The following is a 19,092-nucleotide window of genomic DNA, read 5'->3' on the forward strand; positions in this document are numbered from 1 at the left end:
GAACCTGCCGGCAGCCACGTTGACCGTTCGTAAAACCGCGCCGCCAGTAACTACTTGCTCCCGCCGAGGAACTTGTCGAAGCCCTTGGGCAGGTTGAGCTGTGACGGATCGAAGTCCGCTCCCTGCTGACCGAAAGCCGCTCCGGTCGGAAGCGCCTTGCCGGCGCTGGCGCGCCGGGCCTCGGCGTCGCGGAGTTCCTGCGCTGCCTTGGCCGGGTTTCCGGACTTGGCCTTCTTCTTTGGTGCGTTCTTGGCGCCCTTGCGGGCTCCTCCGCCGCCGCCCATGCCCGGCATCCCAGGCATGCCCGGCATTCCGCCGCCGGCTGCCATCTTCTTCATCATCTTCTGTGCCTGGGCAAACCGCTCCAGCAGCCCGTTGACATCCGACACGTGCATGCCCGAACCCTTGGCGATGCGTGCCCGGCGCGAGCCGTTGATGATCTTGGGGGCAACGCGCTCATGAGGGGTCATGGAGCGGACGATCGCTTCGACGCGGTCGATTTCGCGTTCGTCGAACTGCTCGAGCTGCTGGCGGATGTTCTGCGCGCCCGGCATCATCATGAGCATTTTCTTCATGGAGCCCATGTTGCGGATCTGCTGCATCTGGGCCAGGAAGTCGTCCAGCGTGAAGTCTTCCTGGTCGGCGAACTTCTTCGCCATCCGGGCCGCTTCGTCCTTGTCCCAGGACTTTTCAGCCTGTTCGATCAGCGTGAGAACGTCGCCCATGTCGAGGATGCGGGACGCCATGCGGTCCGGGTGGAACAGCTCAAAATCGTCGACGCCTTCACCCGTTGAAGCGAACATGACGGGCTTGCCGGTGACCGACGCAACGGACAGGGCGGCGCCGCCGCGCGCATCGCCGTCGAGCTTGGAAAGGACGATGCCGGTGAAGTTAACACCTTCGTCGAATGCAAGCGCCGTGTTGACGGCGTCCTGCCCGATCATCGAGTCGATGACGAAGAGCACTTCGTTGGGCACGATCGCCCGGCGGATCTGGCGCGCCTGCTCCATCATTTCGGCATCCACGCCGAGTCGTCCGGCGGTGTCCACGATGACGACGTCGTGGAGCTTCTGGCGCGCTTCCTCAACACCGGCACGGGCAACTGCCACGGGGTCGCCGGCCGGGTGGTCCAACTCCATGGAGGTGGCACCCGGGTGCGGGGCGAAGACGGGCACCCCGGCGCGCTGCCCGACAACCTGGAGCTGGTTGACAGCGTTGGGCCGCTGGAGGTCGCAGGCCACGAGCATGGGGCTGTGGCCCTGGGACTTCAGCCATTTGGAGAGCTTGCCGGCGAGGGTGGTCTTGCCGGCACCCTGGAGACCCGCGAGCATGATGATGGTGGGGCCCGTTTTGGCCAGGCGGATACGCCGGGTCTCGCCGCCCAGGATTTCGACGAGTTCCTCGTTGACGATCTTGACGATCTGCTGGCTCGGGTTCAAGGCACCGGACACCTCGGCGCCCAAGGCCCGCTCGCGCACCCGGCCCGTGAACTCGCGGACCACGGGCACGGCAACGTCAGCGTCCAGAAGGGCCCGCCGGATCTCGCGGACCGTGGCGTCAACGTCCGCCTCGGTGAGGCGGCCCTTGCCGCGGAGATTCTTGAAGGTTGCTGTCAACCGGTCAGAGAGTGAATTGAACACGCGCCGTGCACTTCTTTCAGTGGATCTACAGCTGGCGGCCGGTGCGGCTCGCCAGAGTCGTGACTGTTGTTGGCCTGGACCAACTGCCTCGACAACGGGACTCGACTATCTAGGGTACCAAGACAGCCCTTCAAGATGGCATGCTGGCAGGATGGCCGCCCAAACCACTGTAAAAACACTGCTCATCCTCGGCGCGTCCGGGGACCTCACCGGCCGGCTGCTGCTGCCTGGACTCGCCCGCCTTGCTGCCCGGGGGCGTGCCGACGGGCTGACGCTCGTGGGTGCCGGCTCGGATCCCTGGACCCAGGAACAATGGCTGGAACGCGTCGAGACGTCCTTTGCCGATTCGAACTCCCAGGCAGACGCCGCCGGCAAGCGCGAGCTCAAGCGCATTGCGGGATCAACGGCGTACCACCAGCTTGACGTGACCGCAGGCGGGGAGCTGGCCTCCCTGCTTTCCGGCCTGGAAGCCCCGGTGGCCGTATACTTCGCCCTGCCGCCGCACGTCAGCCAGAAGGCCTGCGAGGTGCTGGCTCCGGAGGAAGTACCCGCCGGCACCCGGCTGGTCATGGAAAAGCCCTTCGGATCCAGTGAGGATTCCGCCCGCCACCTCAACCGGACCCTCGCGGCCCTGGTTCCCGAGGACCACATCCACCGGGTGGACCACTTCCTGGGCAAGGCAACGGTACTGAACATCCTCGGTCTCCGCTTCGCGAACACCTTCCTGGAGCCGATCTGGAACCGCGATTACATCGAGAAGGTGGAGGTCATCTTCGACGAGGACCTCGCACTCGAAGGCCGTGCCCGCTACTACGACGCCGCCGGCGCGCTCAGGGACATGATCCAAAGCCACCTGCTGCAGATCATGGCGCTGATGGCCATTGAGCCGCCGGCTTCCGTTGACGAGCGTGACCTCCGGGACGCTGTAGCCACGCTCCTTCGCGCCAGCAGCGTCAAGGCGCCCTACCGGTCAAGCACCCGGCGTGCCCGGTACACGGCAGGGTCCATCGACGGGCGGGACGTGCCGGACTACGCCAAGGAAAAAGGGGTGGACGCGTCCAGGAACACCGAGACACTCGCGGAGGTACAGGTGGACATCGGCAACTGGCGCTGGGCGGGAGTGCCTTTCATCCTCCGTTCAGGCAAGGCACTCGGGGCAAAACGCAAGGAGGCCGTGGTCACCTTCAAACCGGTGCCCCATCTTCCCAAGGGATTCACCGGCGTCGATTCGCCGAATCAGCTCCGCATCGGATTCGGGCCCGACACTCTTCAGTTCGACGTCGACGTGAACGGCCCCGGCAATGTCCTAAGCCTTGACCGGGCCACCCTGAACGCCGAACTCAGCGCATCCGAGCTGCTTCCCTATGGCGAAGTACTCGAGGGCGTCCTCACCGGTGATCCGTTGCTGTCCGTCCGGGCGGACACCGCAGAGGACTGCTGGCGGATCATTGAGCCGGTCATCAAGGCATGGGGCCGCGGCAGCGTTCCGCTGGAGGAGTACGCTGCAGGAACATCGGGGCCCGGGGGCTGGCCCGTCTAGGGTCTTCCGAACGCACAAAGCGGGCCGCTACCAAAAGGTAGCGGCCCGCTTCACGCGTTGTGCGTGGGCTAGATAGCGGCCGAGCCGCGTTCTCCCGTCCGTACTCTTACAGCTTCGAAAACGTCCACCGTCCAGACCTTGCCGTCGCCGGCACGCCCTGTGTTGGAGCTGGCGATGATGACATCCAGGATGTCGTCCGCCTGTTCGTCCGTGGCCAGGACCTCAACGCGGATCTTGGGAAGCAGGTCCACGTTGTACTCAGCCCCGCGGTACACCTCGGTGTAACCGCGCTGCCTGCCGTATCCGCTGGCTGCGCTGACCGTGAGGCCCTGCACACCGTAGGATTCGAGCCCCTCCCGGATGGAGTCGAGCTTTTCCGGCCGGACGATTGCTGTGATCAGTTTCATGCCCCCACACTTTCCTTACCTGTTGCTGCGTCAGTCTTCTTGCCGTTTTCGGTTACCGGAGCGGACTCCTCGGCCTGCTTGCCGGTGATCAGTTCATGCAGCGGCTGGAAGCTTCCGCCGTGGCCGCCGACGCCGAACTCGTAGGCAGTTTCTGCGTGCAGGCTGAGGTCCACACCCACCACCTCCTGCTCCTGGGAGACGCGGAAGCCCATGGTCTTGTGGATGGCCAGTGCGATCACGGTCGTCAGGATGGCCGAGTAGGCGATAGCGATGCCTGCTGCTGCGAGCTGTGCCCACAGCTGGGTCAGGCCGCCGCCGTAGAACAGGCCGCCGCCGACGCCCTCAACCGGGAGGGCGATGAAGCCCAGGGCGACAGTGCCGATGATGCCCGACACGAGGTGGACGCCAACGACGTCCAGCGAGTCGTCGAAGCCCCAGCGGAACTTGAGGCCGACTGCCAGGGCGGAGGCCACACCGGCGACGACACCGAGGCCAAGTGCACCGATCGGGCTGACGTTGGCGCAGGCCGGGGTGATGGCGACCAGGCCGGCAACAACACCGGAAGCTGCACCCAGTGAGGTGGGGTGGCCGTCGCGGATGCGTTCGGTGATGAGCCAGCCGAGCATGGCAGCTGCAGGTGCGGCAAGGGTGTTGACCCAGATGAGGCCGCCCTGCTCCGCAGTGGTTGCCGCGCCGCCGTTGAAGCCGAACCAGCCGAACCACAGGATGGCCGCGCCGAGCATCACGAACGGGATGTTGTGGGGGCGGTGGTTCGGGTCCTTGCCGAAGCCCTTGCGGTTGCCGATGATCAGGACAAGGATCAGGGCTGCAACGCCGGCGTTGATGTGGACCACAGTGCCGCCGGCGAAGTCGATTGCCGGACCGAGAGCCTGGCCCACTGCGCCTTCGGGCCCGAAGAGGCCGCCGCCCCAGACCATGTAGGCGATCGGGCAGTAAACCAGCGTGACCCAGACGGGGACGAACACGGTCCATGCGCCGAACTTTGCGCGGTCCGCGATGGCGCCGCTGATCAGTGCCACCGTGATGATTGCGAACGTTGCTGCGTAGCCGACCTTGATAAGTCCGTCCGGAGTGGTGATGCCTTCAAGTCCGAACGTCGCGAACGGGTTGCCGACGATCTGCATGAAGCCCTCGCCGGAGCTCATCGATGCGCCCCAGAGCACCCACACCACGCCCACCATGCCGATGGAGATGAAGCTCATCATCATCATGTTCAGCGCGGCCTTCGCACGTGTCATGCCGCCGTAGAAAAATGCCAGCCCTGGTGTCATGAACAGCACAAGTGCCGCCGCAACCATGAGCCATACGTGACCTGCGGTAAGTTCCATGGTGCACGTCCTCCCTTGCCTAGATGCTTAGTTGATCCTGCGGACTGGTCCGCTTGCCCAACGCCTTTTGCGTTCTTAGACGATTTTTGCCGGGCAGTGTTTCGCCGGCGGAGGAATTAGATGTCCGGGTTGTTACAACAACCTCCCGGAAGTAAATGGTGCATATCCTGCTTGTTACGGATATGTTTCACCAGTCCCAAACCGCACATCCCAGCACCCTGCAAGGACAACGGCACCATGACCGATCGATTCCACTCCGGTAAGGCCCTGCCCCGCCGGAATGGTGGCCAAACCGACCATCCCGACGCTGCGGTGCAGCCTCCTTCCCCGCGGCTCCCCCGCGACATTAAAGTGATGCTGGCCGCTGCGTTCCTGATCGCGCTGGGTTTCGGGCTCGTGGCGCCGGTATTGCCCCAGTTCGCGACCACGTTCGACGTCGGGGCAACGGCCGCCGCCGTGATCGTGAGTATTTTTGCCTTCATGCGGCTGCTGTTCGCGCCCGCCGGCGGCGCGCTGATCGTAAGGCTGGGCGAACGGCCGGTCTATGTGGCCGGCCTCTTGATCGTGGCAGCCTCAACGGCGGCCTGCGCCTTCGCCCAGGATTATTGGCAACTGCTCATTTTCCGGGGCCTGGGCGGCGCAGGCTCGGTGATGTTTACGGTTGCTTCCATGGCGCTGGTGGTCCGGCTGGCGCCGCCGGAGAGCCGCGGCCGGGTCTCGGGCGCCTACGCGTCCGCATTCCTCATCGGCAACGTCTGCGGCCCTATCGTCGGCGGAATGCTTGCCGGTTTTGGCCTCCGCATCCCGTTCCTGGCGTATGCCGCTGCTCTGGTCCTGGCCGCGCTGGTGGTCCAGACGCAACTCAGCCACGTGCCCGGCAAATCGCGGAAGGATGGCAGCCTGGAGCCGGCGATGAGGCTCGGCGAGGCGTTGCATGACAGCGCCTACCGTGCGGGGCTGTTCTCCAGCTTCGCCAACGGCTGGGCAACCTTCGGTGTCCGTATGGCCACGGTGCCGCTTTTCGCCGTGGCTGCGCTGAATGCCGGACCGGCTGCGGCGGGTTGGGCGCTGGCGGTCTTTGCCGGCGGCAATGCGGCAGCCCTGACGGTCTCGGGGAAACTTGCCGACAGCCTCGGCCGCAAGCCTTTGATGATCTCCGGGCTGGTGCTCACCGGTGTGGCCACCGCAGGCATCGGTCTGACCCACGACATGCTTTGGTTCCTGGCGGCCTCCGCCGTCGCCGGAATAGGTTCCGGCCTGCTGGGTCCGGCCCAGCAGGCCGCCATTGCCGATGTGATCGGCAACGGACGCTCCGGCGGCCGTGTGCTGGCGGTCTTCCAGATGATGTCCGACGCCGGCGCCATCATCGGCCCGGTCCTTGCCGGCCTCCTGGCGGACCGGCTCGGGTACGGGTGGGCGTTCGGCGTGACCGGCGGGGTGCTCATCGTGGCCGCGGCCGGCTGGCTACTCGCGCGGGAGACCCTCAAACGGCCTGCCTAGCTCAGTAGCCTGCCCGGTCCAGTAGCCAGCCGGGTTGGGTATTGCTCAGTTCAGCAGGGCGTCCACGAAGCTCTCGGCATCGAACGGGGCCAGGTCATCCGCGCCTTCGCCCAGCCCGATCAGCTTGACCGGAACCCCGAGGGTCTTCTGGATTGCCACCACGATGCCGCCCTTCGCGGTGCCGTCCAGCTTGGTGAGCACAATGCCGGTGATGTTGACTACTTCGGAAAACACGCGCGCCTGGTTCAGGCCGTTCTGTCCGGTGGTGGCATCCAGCACCAGCAGGACTTCATCCACCTCGGCCAGCTTTTCGATGACACGCTTGACCTTGCCAAGCTCGTCCATCAGGCCCACTTTGTTCTGGAGCCGGCCAGCGGTGTCGATCATCACTACGTCGACCTCCTGGTCGATGCCCGACTTGACCGCTTCATAGGCGACGGAGGCAGGATCGGCGCCGTCGACGTCGGACTTCACCGTGGGGACGCCGACGCGCTGGCCCCACGTGGCGAGCTGCTCCGCGGCGGCCGCACGGAAAGTGTCCGCCGCGCCCAGCAGAACGTCCTTGTCTTCGGCCACGAGGACGCGTGCGAGCTTGCCCACCGTGGTGGTCTTACCGACTCCGTTGACGCCCACCACCATCATGACAGCGGGCTTGTCGGCGTGGCGATCAGTGCGGAGGCTGCGGTCCATGGTCGGGTCCACGAGCTTGATGAGTTCTTCGCGAAGCAGGGCTTTGACCTGTTCGGGGGTCCGCGTGCCCAGCACCTTGACGCGCTCCCGGAGGGCGTCAACCAACTGCATGGTCGGCTCGGTGCCAAGATCCGCGAGAAGGAGGGTTTCCTCGACCTCGTCCCAGACGTCCTCATCGATCTTGTCGCTGGACAGGAGCGCCAGCAGGCCCTTGCCGAGGATGTTGTTGGACCTGACAAGGCGTTCCCTCAGCCTTGTCAGCCGTCCCGCAACGGGCAACGGCGTCTCTACTGCAATGGTTTCAAGCCCCGCCGCGTCGTCGGGTACCTCGGCGGTCTCCAGCCCTTCGAGGTCGACGCCGCCGGGCGCCTTGCGCTCGGGTGTGACCGCCGGGCGGTCCTCCACCAGGGTTCCGCCGCCGCCGCGCAGGGGTTCGACGGGATCGTTGGCGTCCCGGGTGCCGGGGTACTTGGTGATGTTCCTGCGGGTCTTCAGGAGGACCGGGATCAGTCCGCCGATGACCACCAGGGCAGCGAGGATGGCAAGAATAATGGGGAGGATGTCATTCACTCCCCTAGCTTCTCACACACGTTTCACCCATGAGACACACATGAAATGCCGCGGTCCGGGCCGCTATACGTCCGCGCCGAGCCGTTGACTGATGACGGTCGAAACCCCGTCGCCCCGCATGGTGACGCCGTAAAGCGCGTCGGCAACCTCCATGGTCCGTTTCTGGTGCGTGATGACAATCAGCTGGCTGGACTCGCGGAGTTCCTCGAAAATCGTGATCAGCCGGCCCAGGTTGGTGTCGTCCAGGGCGGCCTCCACTTCGTCCATCACATAAAACGGCGATGGCCTCGCTTTGAAGATGGCCACCAGCAGGGCCACTGCGGTCAGCGAACGCTCGCCCCCGGACAGCAGTGAGAGCCGCTTGATCTTCTTGCCGGCCGGACGCGCCTCCACTTCAATTCCGGTGGTGAGCATGTCTGACGGGTCGGTCAGGATAAGCCTGCCTTCACCGCCCGGGAAGAGCCGGGCGAAAACGCGGACGAACTGCGCCGAGGTATCTGCGAACGCTTCGGCGAACACCTTCTGCACACGGTCATCCACTTCCTTGATGATGTCCAGCAGGTCCTTGCGGCTGGACTTGAGGTCCTCGAGTTGGCTGCTGAGGAACTGGTGCCGCTCCTCCAGCGCGGCGAATTCCTCCAGTGCCAGCGGATTCACCCGTCCCAGCGAAGAAAGGTCCCGCTCTGCTTTGCGGAGCCGCTTTTCCTGCTCATCGCGGACGAAGGGCTTGCCTTCCACGACCGGGGCGCCTTGCTCGTCCACCGGTGCCCGGAGCGCAGCCCACTTGTCATCGGACGTCCCCGCCGGCACCGGCACCAGCTGGTCGGGACCATAGTCTGCCACGAGCTGGTCCGGTGATAAGCCGAGTTCCTCGACGGACCTCAATTCGAGGGCTTCGATCCGCAGCCGCTGCTGGGTGCGGGCAAGCTCATCGCGGTGGACCGAATCCGTCAATTCCGCTAGCTCGCGGCCCAGGGAATCGTTCTGTGACCTCACTTCGACCAGTTCACGGTCCCGGAGCTCCCGCTCTTCCTCTGCAAGGTCCCGCGAATGCCGGGCTAGCTCCACGGAGACGTCCATGAACCCGATGACCTGCTCCACCGCAGCTGAAACGGCCGCCGCCCGACGCGCCTGGAGCCTGCGGCGGCGGGCGCGCTGAGCGGCTTCTTCCCGGGCCCGGCGCTCCGCCGCCGCCGCCCGTTCCAAAGACAGGGCGCGATTGCGGGTGGCGGTCAGTTGCTCCTCGGCGCTCCGCAGCGAAAGCCTGGCTTCCATCTCGGCCGCCCTCGCACCAGCGGCCGCCAAGGCCAGCTCATCCCGGAGCTCAGCCGACGGTTCCTCATCCTCAGGGGCCTGCCGGGCTGCCTCCAGGCGCGCGACTGCAGCCTGCAGGGCCTCCTCCCCGGCCGCAATATTGGCCTCTGCCCTGGCCAGCGAGGCACCAAGCCGTTCGCTCTCGCCCACGGCGCTCCGCAGCACCGAGTTCAGATGGCCCAGCCTTTCGGCCACGGCCGCCAACCGGGCATCCGATTCGTGGAGCCGCTCCAAGGCGGCATCCGCGCGTTCCTGGGCTTGGGTCCTGCGTGCCTGGGCGGCGGCGAGTGCAAACCGGTTCCGCTCAAGATCAGCGCTTACTTTGGCGAGCCGCGTCTCGGCGTCGTCGACGGCGGCCTGCACCTCCAGCAGCGACGGTGCACTCGCCGAGCCGCCCCGGACGGTGAATGCAGTGAAGACATCGCCCGCCCGTGTCACGACCGTCAGGCCGGCCTGCGCGCGGATGAGCGCCGACGCCGACTCCAGGTCCTCGGCAACGGCAGTTCCAGCCAGCAGCCTGCGCAGAAGGACCTGCACCAGGGCGCCCGCTTCGGAGGCGTCGCCCTCCGGCGTTGACGGGAACCCGTTCAGTCCGGCGGCAGAAGTGGTGACAAGGTCCGCGGCCCAGCGGGCACCCCCGGGCAGTGGCCGCCATGATGGCGCGGCTCCGCCGCCGGACAGCGGGTCCGCGGCGTCTTGCCCGGCCGGCACCGCCAACAGCAGCGAGGCAAGGCCGGCGTCGTCGGCCTTGAGTAGCTCCAGGGCCTCGACGGCGGTCCGGGCATCCCTGACCACGACAGCATCCGAGCAGTTTCCCAGCGCGGCTGCGATTGCCGCCTCATACCCCGACTCGACGGAGAGCATGGATGCCAGGGGCCCCATGATCCCGGGCAATCCCGAATCCGCCACCCGGCCTGACCCGTCCCTGCGGTTGAGCCCAAGCTGCAGCGCGTCCCGCCTGGCCAGCAGCGAATCGCGCTCCCGTTCCCCCTCGCGTTCGGCAGACTTCAGCGCCTCGATGTCCGCCAGGATTGCGTCCAGTGAAGCGCTGGCGTCCTCGTAGTCAGCGTCCAGGGATTCCTCGCCGTCTTCGACGCCCGCGACCTGCGATTCCAGCGCCGTGAACTCGCTCTGGGCGCGGCGTCGGCGCTCATCGCCAGCCGTTTGGGATTCCCGGAGCCGGCCAAGCTCGGCCTGTGCAGCTTCCACTCGTGAACGCGCCGCACCCACCTGGCCAGCCAATTTTGCCAGTCCTTCACGGCGGTCGGCGGCGGCACGAAGCACTGCAGCCAATCGTTTGTCTTCGGCACTTGCAGCACTTTCGGCCTCCTGCTTGGCTGCCGACGCGGCTTCAAGTGCCGTGCGCTGCCGCAGGATCGCGTCCTCCAGGGCGGCCTGCTCTTCGCGGACCCGGGCGGCATTCCTTTCGAGCTGCTCCGGATCCCTCCCGGAATCCGGTATCTCGTCCGCAGCACCCAGCAGCCGGCGGCGTTCCTCTGCAAGCGACCCAAGAGAGCGGAATCTTTCCCTGCCCGCCGATAACTGGTACCAGGTGTCACGCGCAGCATTGAGCCGGGGGGTTGCCTCGGCCGCGAGTTGTTCCAACGCCGCCTGCCGCTGACGACCGTTTTTGAGGCCCTCCTCCACAACAGCCCGGCGCGCCTTCAGCGCCGATTCGTCGGCCACGTCCTGGGCAAGGGCGGACTGCAGCTGCACCAGGTCGTCCGCCAGGAGCCTGGCACGGGCGTCCCGGACGTCAAACTGGACGCTTTGGGCCCGTCGCGCCACTTCCGCCTGCTTGCCAAGAGGGGTCAACTGTCGCCGGATTTCACTGGTGAGGTCGCTCAGTCTCTGCAGGTTTGCCTGCATCGCTTCCAGCTTCCGGACCGTTTTTTCCTTGCGCCGGCGGTGTTTGAGAATGCCTGCCGCCTCTTCAATAAACCCACGCCGGTCCTCCGGGGTGGCGTGCAGGACCTTGTCCAGCTGGCCCTGCCCCACGATCACGTGCATTTCCCGGCCCAGGCCGGAATCGGAGAGCAGTTCCTGTATGTCCAGGAGACGGCAGCCCGCACCGTTGATGGCGTACTCGGACCCGCCGGTGCGGAAAAGCGTCCGTGAGATGGTCACTTCGCTGTACTCGATCGGCAGGGCGCCGTCAGTATTGTCGATGGTCAACGAGACGTGGGCCCGGCCCAGCGGCGGGCGGCCGGACGTGCCCGCAAAGATGACGTCCTCCATCTTGCCGCCGCGCAGGGTCTTGGCACCCTGTTCCCCCATGACCCAGGCCAGTGCATCCACAACATTGGATTTCCCGGAACCGTTCGGACCGACCACTGCAGTGACACCCGGCTCGAAGTCGAACGTCGTGGCTGACGCGAACGACTTGAATCCGCGGACGGTCAGGCTCTTGAGGTGCAAGGTGGTTCGGATCTCCTGAATGGCTGAAGCGGGCTGTTCCCGGCTTAAATCTACTGCGTGCCAATGACAAAGCCCGGATTTTGGCACGTTGCGGCATCCAGACCCTTGCCACACCTCGTTGCCAGCCCTTAGACTCGCGGCTAAAGGTTGCTTGACGCTGCTCGACCCGGTGGTCTCACACCGGATCGACTTGGCAGGATCCAGCGGAGCTGGACTGGCCATGATGCAGTGAGGGGCGTTTACGACGCGACCTTTTGCTGGACGACAACTGAATATCTTGGTTTGGCTGCGCCGGGGGGCGGCATGCAGGGCAGTGCACAAAGCACCGCCTGATTCGCAACTGCGCACTCACTCCAGGAGTTCACATGTCTGTACCCTCAGCCGATCGCACGCTCAAAGCCTTCAAGCAGGTCATCTTCCTGCTGGCATTAGCCATGGTGGCCGCGCTCCTGCCGGCTGCAGCACCTGCCGGGCTCCTACCGTTCGCATACGCGGCGGACCCCTGTGCTCCCGTTGTGAACGCCATTGCCTGCGAAAACTCCAAACCGGGAAGCCCGCCATCAGAGTGGGACATCACCGGGGCGGGTGATTCGGACATTCAGGGATTTGCCACCGACATCAGTGTCAACGCCGGTCAGCCGATCAACTTCAAGATTGACACCAACGCGTCCAATTACACCATCGCCATCTACCGGACCGGCTGGTACCAGGGCCTCGGGGCCCGCAAGATCGCCAACGTCACGCCCTTGGCCTTCCGGCAATCACAGCCGCAATGCCGGTCCGACGTGACAACGGAACTCTACGATTGCGGAACGTGGGCTGTTTCGGCCACGTGGCAGGTCCCGGCCACGGCCGTCTCCGGCGTCTACGTCGCCCTGCTGACCCGGCCGGACACCGGCGGCCAAAGCCACATCACTTTCATAGTCCGCGCCGACGGCAGCCATTCCGACGTGGTCTTCCAGACCTCCGACACCACCTGGCAGGCCTACAACACCTATGGCGGGGCCGATTTCTACCAGGGGGCTGTTAACGGCAGGGCCTACAAGATCAGCTACAACAGGCCGTTTGCCACCCGGGGCGAATCTTCGGGCCGGGACTTCTACTTCGGTAACGAGTACCCCCTGGTTCGTTTCCTGGAGAAAAACGGCTACGACGTCAGCTACATCAGCGGCGTGGACACCCACCGTGACGGCGCGCAGCTCCTGAACCACAAGGTCTTTCTTTCCGTGGGCCACGACGAATACTGGTCAGGTCCCCAGCGGGCCAATGTGCAAGCCGCGCGCGACGCCGGCGTAAACCTTCAGTTCCTGTCCGGTAACGAAATGTATTGGCGCACGCGCTACGAACCGTCCCAGGTGGACGGAGCAGCGTACCGGACCATCACCTCCTACAAGGAGACCTGGTCCAACGGCAAGATTGATCCAAGCACCGAGTGGACCGGAACGTGGCGCGATCCCAGGTATGCCTCACAGGCCAATGGAGGCGGCCTGCCCGAGAACGGACTGACCGGCACCCTCTACATGTCCAACTTCACGGATCTGCCGGTCACCGTAAGTGCCGCAGAGGGCAAGGCGCGCCTTTGGCGCAACACACCGCTCGCGTCGCTGGCCACCGGAAGTTCTGCGCAGCTGGCACAACATACTGTCGGTTACGAGTCCAATGAGGACCTCGACAACGGCTTCCGGCCGGCGGGCACAATCAGGCTGTCCACCACCACGGGCGCCGTTGAACAGTACCTCCAGGACTTCGGCAATACGGTGAAACCCGGAACCACAACCCATAACACCACGCTGTACAAGGCAGCGAGCGGAGCGCTGGTCTTTTCCGCCGGCACCGTCCAGTGGACCTGGGGCCTCGATCAGGAGCATGACGGGAACGGTGCCGCTGCGGATCCGCGGATGCAGCAGGCCCAGATCAACCTGCTGGCAGACATGGGCGCCCAGCCGGGGACGCGGGATCCCGCGCTGACTGCGGCAACTGCCAGCAATGATGCGGCAGCGCCAACAGCTTCCATCTCCTCCCCTGCGGAAGGGGCCGTCATCGCGCACGGCAGCAGCGTCACGGTGTCCGGCACAGCCAGTGATACCGGCGGTATCGTGGCCGGCGTGGAAGTCTCCACCGACGGCGGGACCACCTGGCATCCTGCCCAGGGCAAACAAAGCTGGTCCTACACGTATATCCAGAAAGGGCTCAACACGGCGAGCATAAAGGTGCGCGCCGTGGACGACAGCGCCAACATCGGCGCCGCCGCAACGCGCAACCTGCAGCTGAGCGGCCCCTACACCGTTTTCGGCCAGCAGGTCCCCGCGGTGCCGGATTCCCAGGACGGCGGCGCCTACGAGCTCGGTATGAAGATCACGCCGAGCGTGGACGGCTTCATCACCGGTGTCCGCTTCTACAAGAGCACCGGAAATACCGGAACACACACCGGTTCCCTCTGGAACTCGGCCGGACAGCGGCTCGCAAACGCCACGTTCACGTCCGAATCATCCTCAGGATGGCAGAAGGTCCTATTCAGCCAGCCGGTAGCGGTTTCGGCGGGGCAGAAATACACGGTGTCCTACACAGCCCCGAAGGGCCACTACGCCATCAAGGACTACCAGTGGGCCAGCTTCGGGTTCACTGAACCGCCGCTCACGGTGGTGGGCGGATTCGGGAGCGAGCCCGCCGGCGTCTATGGCGGCCCTGATGCCTTCCCGCAGAACAGCTTCGGCAACGGCAACTATTTCGTTGATGCGGTCTTCGACACCGTAGACAACACCCCCCTGACAGCTTCGGGGCAATGGCCCCTGGGCGGATCATCCAGTGTGCCGCAGGCCACCACTGTCGGAGCTGTTTTCTCCAAACCGGTCACGACATCCAGCGTGCAACTGACGCTGAAAGCGGCCGACGGCACCGCTGTTGCCGGCACAACCGCCTACGACTCAACCACACGCAAGGTGACGTTCACGCCGGGCGCCGTCCTGGCGCTGGCAACGACCTACACCGCGACGCTCAGCGCCACTGCCGCCACCGGCGGATCCCTGACGGACGGCGGAACGTGGTCCTTCACGACAGTGGTCTCACCGCCGACGCCGGGAAGCTGCCCGTGCAGCTTCTACGATGACTCGGTCCTCCCCGGCATCCAGGAGATCAGGGACGGCGTCCCGTTGACATTGGGCATCCGTTTCTCGAGCACCGCTGACGGTACAGTTACCGGCGTCCGCTTCTACAAGTCCGCCGGCAATACCGGTACTCATACCGGCACACTGTTCACGGCCGCCGGGCAGCAACTGGCAACGGTGACCTTCGCAAATGAAAGCACCGCCGGCTGGCAGACCGCGTACTTCAACCAGCCAGTGGCGATGTCCTCGAACACGGAGTACATCATGGCCTACAAGACCTCGACCGGAGCGTACTCTGCGACGGTGAACGGCTTCGGTGCCGGTGGCCTCAGCGTCGGAAACCTCCGCACGGTCTCCGATGCCGGCGCCTACTCCTACACGGGCGACTTTCCCAACGTCCGCTCCACAACGAGCTACCTCGTCGATGTCGTAGTGCAGTACCCGGAGCCGGCATTTGTGGCAACTGCCCAGACACCGCTTCCCGGTTCATCCAGTGTTGCATTGGACACGACCGTCGGGGCCACCTTCTCCAAGGCGGCCATCGCATCGAGTGTCCGGCTGACCCTGGCCGGGCCCGACGGCACTAACATTTCGGGAACCACGAGCTACGACTCGGCATCCGGCAAAGTGACCTTCACACCATCTGCGCCACTCGCTTCAGCTACCAGCTACACAGCCACGCTGACCGCCACGTCCACAACTGACCAGGTGCTCAGCGCTGGCGGCACCTGGACCTTCACAACCGTTCCGCTCCCACGGGCCGACGGCACGTGCCCCTGCACCCTCTACCAGGACACGGTGACGCCGTCTGTACTGGAAATCAAGGATGGAGCCCCCGTGGCCTTGGGCGTCCGCTTTGCGAGCTCGACCAGCGGACAAGTCACCGGTATCCGCTTCTACAAATCCGCGGGTAACACCGGGACACACACGGGTAGCCTGTTTAGCATTACGGGCCAGCAGCTCGCGACCGTGACGTTCACGGCCGAGTCCACTGCCGGCTGGCAGACTGCAACCTTCAGCCAGCCGGTCGCCATAGCTGCCGACACAGAATACGTGGCAGCCTACAAATCACCCACCGGCACGTACTCCGCTACCCCGGGCGGATTCTTGACTGGCTTCACGAGCGGACCCCTGCGGACCACTCAGGACTCCGGCGGATTTTCGTACAGCGGAGACTTCCCGGGATCGTCTTCCAGTTCGAGCTATCTTGTGGACCTGGTCTTCCAGACCTCGGCGGTTGCGCCTCCCCCGGAGCCGCTGACTGTGACTGCACAGTCGCCGGCCCCGAATGCAACCGGGGTGGCGCTCAATGTTCAGCCCAGCCTGACACTCTCGTCGGCTGTTCAGCCGGGTGCTTCGCTCGTTCTCGCTGGCGGCGGCACCTACATCGCAGGGACATCCGCATTGTCCGCAGATGGCCGCACCGTGACGTTCACCCCGGCACAACAGCTGCCGGGTAATACCGTCATCACCGCGAGCGCCGCGAATGTCACCTCGCTGGCCGGCGCAGCGCTTGCCCCCACCTCCTGGCAGTTCACGACCCTTACTCCGCCGCCGCCCACGCAGTCCCTCTTCGCCTCCCTGCTCCCGCAGTTCGCAGCGTCGACGGACGTCCGGTCGGTGGAGCTCGGCGTGGCATTCAGCGCGTCAGTCGCCGGTTCCGTCACGGCCGTCCGCTTCTACAAGGGCACAGCCAACACAGGAACGCATACCGGTTCGCTCTGGACAGCATCGGGGGTGCGCCTGGCCAAGGTGACGTTCGCGAATGAAACGGCAAGCGGATGGCAGACTGCCACACTCCCGACACCGATAGCACTGACGGTAGGAACCACCTATATCGTGTCCTACAACGCGCCGGCGGGCCGTTATTCCTATACGCCCAATTTCTTCACGAAGGCGTGGACAAGCGGTTCCCTGACCGCGAGGGCGAACAACAACGGACTATACCGTTATGGTTCGGGGACGGCGGTCCCCAACCAGTCGAGCAACAGGACGAACTACTTCGTGGATGTGGTGTTCGCTCCCCGGTAAACCTGACTATGCGCCACCCGGGCCAGGGCCCCTTGGTTGTCTCCAAGGGGCCCTGGCAGTGTCTTCGGGGCCTGGCTGTGCTTCCCCGGGGTTCTCGCTGTGCTTCCCGGAGCCTGGCCGTTTTCCACGGGCCCGTCGCTGGCGGGCAGGTGGCAGCACGCGCTATTTAGTGTGCTCGTGGTCCCTGGCCGCCGGTACTGCGGCGGGCAGTTAGCGGACCACGGACGGCGACCAGGCGTGCTCTATGTACAGGGACGCCTGGGCGGAAGGGTCAGCCGTGATTTGCCAGATGTCGCTATCGCCCTCGGCACCGTCACGGGGCAGTCCGTAGAGCAGTGTCCCGTCATCCAGCCATTCGATCTGGTCGTCAACGCTGCGGGTCTCCGACAAAACTGTTTCTTTTCCGCCGGCCAGGTCCAGGATGGCGATCTTCCAGTGAGCGGCCAGAGGTGTGCCCGTGTTCTTTTTGTAGGCCACGCGCGTACCGTCCGGCGACAGCGAGGGGCATTCGACGCCGTCGTGGATTGCCGTAAGGGTCCTGGCCGAGATGCTTCCTTTGACAAGCCAGATGCGCCCCGACGACGCCGCCGTTGCATAGAACGCGTCCGCCTCCCCCGGGACGAAGGTCACGCCCCAGATGTTCCGGTCGGCCGCCGTCACCTGAGCTCCGTTGACCAGGAGGGCAAACCCTTCCAAGGTGCCGGTTACGGGGCTTCCGTCAGTCCGGCTGATGGACGTTTCCGTCGAGAAACCCGATGCGCCGTAAGAGTGGCCGGTGACAAACACGGTTGTGGACACCAGCGAGCCGTCCGCACTCATCCGCGTTCGGCTGGGCATCCCCGGCACCGCCCACCGGCTGGTGGGTTGCCATTCCCGGTTCAGCAACACCGCCTCGAAGTTGGTAACGAGGCCTCGGTTTGTCTTCAGGCAAACGATATTCCGGGCGGTGCCGTAGACCCGGTCGCAAGCCTCGGATGCCAGGTCCCGCTGCCCGGCGGGCTCCCCCAACGGGACAGTGGCGGCCATGCCATACCCCTGGCCCGGCGCGGTATTGCGGAACAAGACAAAAGCAGCCGCAGGAAGGGCGCCTCCGGAGGCCACGCTGACAGCGGACGCTGCCGAGCGGCTGTCCTGGAACCGCTGAAAAGCGTTGGCAGCATAGGAACCGGCCCCCGCGAGAACCACCACCGTGATCACCAACAGGATGATCCAGCGTTTCCTGCCGCTCCCGGGGCTCAAGCTGTGTGCCTTTGGCGCGTTCCCGCCCGCAGGATCAGCAGGGCGGCCGGGACGGCAGCCGCGAGGCAGCCGCCCACCACCACCATTGCCGTGGACGGGCCAAGTGTGAACCACAGGACACCAAAGCCGGCCGAAGCAGCCATGCGGCTCAAGGCCACAACGGTCTGGGCTGCACCGATGCCCGTGGCCAGCTTCTCCGGCGGTGTGAGCTGGCTTGCCAGAGCGGCGAGCACACCATCGGTTGCAGCGTAGAAGGCTCCGAGCAGGACAAGGCAGGCCAGCGTCGGACCGAATCCGCCAAGCGGTGCCGCCGCGAGGAGATAGCACAGCAGGAGGGCCACATGCCCCGCAACAAAGACTTTCGCTTTTCCCCAGCGGTCGGCCAGTTTGCCAAGCGGGATCGCGAGAACGAGGAATACGACATTCGTGCCCACATACAGCAGCGGGAACCACTGCACCGCAAAGGAGTCCCGGTTCTGCAGGACCAGGTAGATGAATCCGTCGCCGACGGTCAGCAGTCCGAGGAGCCCCGAGGCGATAAGCAGCCGGCCAAGTCCGGGCTCGCGCAAAAGGCTCCAGCGAAAGACGAAGACCGGGCCGGGGCGCCGGCCGGGCGCCGGTCCTGCCGCGGTTCCCGTTTTCACGTTGGGTACCAGCAGTGCGAGGGCGGCTACTCCGATCACCGCGAACGCAAGGGACACCACAAAGAGGGTGCCGTAGCCGTTGGGGATGAGCATCAGGATGAAGAACGCCAGCAACGGTCCGCCTGCGGCACCGATGTTGTCCAGCATCCGGTGCACGCCGAAGTGGCGCGCCAGGTACTCGGGCTGGGCGGACACGGTGATGAGTGCGTCACGCGGTGCCGTGCGGATGCCCTTACCGATCCGGTCACCGGTAACGATGGCCGCCAGGGCCCAGAAGCCGCCGGCGAACAGGAATCCGATCCTGGCCACCATCGACAACCCGTAGCCCGCGAGTGCGATGCGTTTGGGATGTCCGCTCCGGTCCGCTGCCCACCCCGCGGCGATCCTGACAATGGCGCTGGCACCTTGGTTGATCCCGTCAAGTATCCCGAAGGCAATGGCTGACAGGCCGAGGAATCCGGTGATGTAAAGGGGAAGGACAGCGGATACCGATTCGGAGGAGACATCGGTGAACATGCTGACAACACCCAGCCACAGGATGACAGGCGACAGGCGGAAAGCCCCCCGGGGCACCATGGGATCGTTCGTTGCCGGCACCGCGTCCTTCTTGCCGCCGTTCCGATCTGAGACCGAGATGTACATGGCC

At 65.2% G+C, this 19,092-nt stretch carries 10 protein-coding genes; 3 read left to right on the forward strand and 7 right to left on the reverse strand.

All coding sequences use genetic code 11. From position 1 onward, the window contains the following. Positions 1-50: 50 nt before the first annotated feature. Positions 51-1,640 (reverse strand): signal recognition particle protein, encoded by a 1,590-nt coding sequence (gene ffh / locus ARTH_RS12620; protein WP_011692331.1) that lies wholly within the window; start codon positions 1,638-1,640, stop codon positions 51-53. A 151-nt stretch (positions 1,641-1,791) separates the two neighbouring features. Here ffh and ARTH_RS12625 point away from each other — a divergent pair, with 151 nt between their 5' ends. Further along, positions 1,792-3,180 (forward strand): glucose-6-phosphate dehydrogenase, encoded by a 1,389-nt coding sequence (locus ARTH_RS12625; protein WP_011692332.1) that lies wholly within the window; start codon positions 1,792-1,794, stop codon positions 3,178-3,180. Between the two features lie 68 nt (positions 3,181-3,248). Here ARTH_RS12625 and ARTH_RS12630 read toward each other — a convergent pair whose 3' ends face one another. Together ARTH_RS12630 and ARTH_RS12635 are read right to left on the reverse strand one after the other, a co-directional pair. Further along, positions 3,249-3,587, reverse strand: a complete 339-nt coding sequence (locus tag ARTH_RS12630) for a P-II family nitrogen regulator (protein WP_011692333.1) — start codon at positions 3,585-3,587, stop codon at positions 3,249-3,251. Further along, positions 3,584-4,936, reverse strand: coding sequence for an ammonium transporter (locus ARTH_RS12635; protein WP_011692334.1), 1,353 nt, complete (start codon positions 4,934-4,936; stop codon positions 3,584-3,586). Before ARTH_RS12635 ends, ARTH_RS12630 begins: the two co-directional genes overlap by 4 nt. A 354-nt stretch (positions 4,937-5,290) precedes the next feature. Here ARTH_RS12635 and ARTH_RS12640 point away from each other — a divergent pair, with 354 nt between their 5' ends. Further along, entirely contained in the window at positions 5,291-6,436 is a 1,146-nt protein-coding gene (locus tag ARTH_RS12640) for an MFS transporter (protein WP_198011593.1), read from the forward strand. Positions 6,437-6,481: 45 nt separating this feature from the next. Here ARTH_RS12640 and ftsY read toward each other — a convergent pair whose 3' ends face one another. Beyond that, the gene (gene ftsY / locus ARTH_RS12645) at positions 6,482-7,696 is read right to left on the reverse strand and encodes a signal recognition particle-docking protein FtsY (RefSeq protein ID WP_011692336.1); all 1,215 of its coding nucleotides are present in this window, start codon (positions 7,694-7,696) and stop codon (positions 6,482-6,484) included. A gap of 63 nt (positions 7,697-7,759) precedes the next feature. After that, on the reverse strand, positions 7,760-11,428 hold the full coding sequence (gene smc / locus ARTH_RS12650) for a chromosome segregation protein SMC (RefSeq protein ID WP_011692337.1): 3,669 nt from the start codon (positions 11,426-11,428) through the stop codon (positions 7,760-7,762). Positions 11,429-11,793: 365 nt separating this feature from the next. Here smc and ARTH_RS12655 point away from each other — a divergent pair, with 365 nt between their 5' ends. Continuing rightward, positions 11,794-16,563, forward strand: a complete 4,770-nt coding sequence (locus ARTH_RS12655; protein WP_011692338.1) for a DUF4082 domain-containing protein — start codon at positions 11,794-11,796, stop codon at positions 16,561-16,563. Between the two features lie 210 nt (positions 16,564-16,773). On the opposite strand, the gene ARTH_RS12660 is transcribed toward ARTH_RS12655, so the two are convergent. Both ARTH_RS12660 and ARTH_RS12665 read right to left on the reverse strand, forming a co-directional pair. Beyond that, complete coding sequence (locus tag ARTH_RS12660) at positions 16,774-17,802, reverse strand: TolB family protein (protein ID WP_043429858.1); 1,029 nt, start codon at positions 17,800-17,802, stop codon at positions 16,774-16,776. Next, complete coding sequence (locus ARTH_RS12665; RefSeq protein WP_011692340.1) at positions 17,799-19,088, reverse strand: MFS transporter; 1,290 nt, start codon at positions 19,086-19,088, stop codon at positions 17,799-17,801. The genes ARTH_RS12660 and ARTH_RS12665 overlap by 4 nt, the downstream gene beginning before the upstream one ends. Positions 19,089-19,092 lie beyond the last annotated feature (4 nt).

This window comes from Arthrobacter sp. FB24 (assembly GCF_000196235.1).
Lineage (GTDB): Bacteria > Actinomycetota > Actinomycetes > Actinomycetales > Micrococcaceae > Arthrobacter.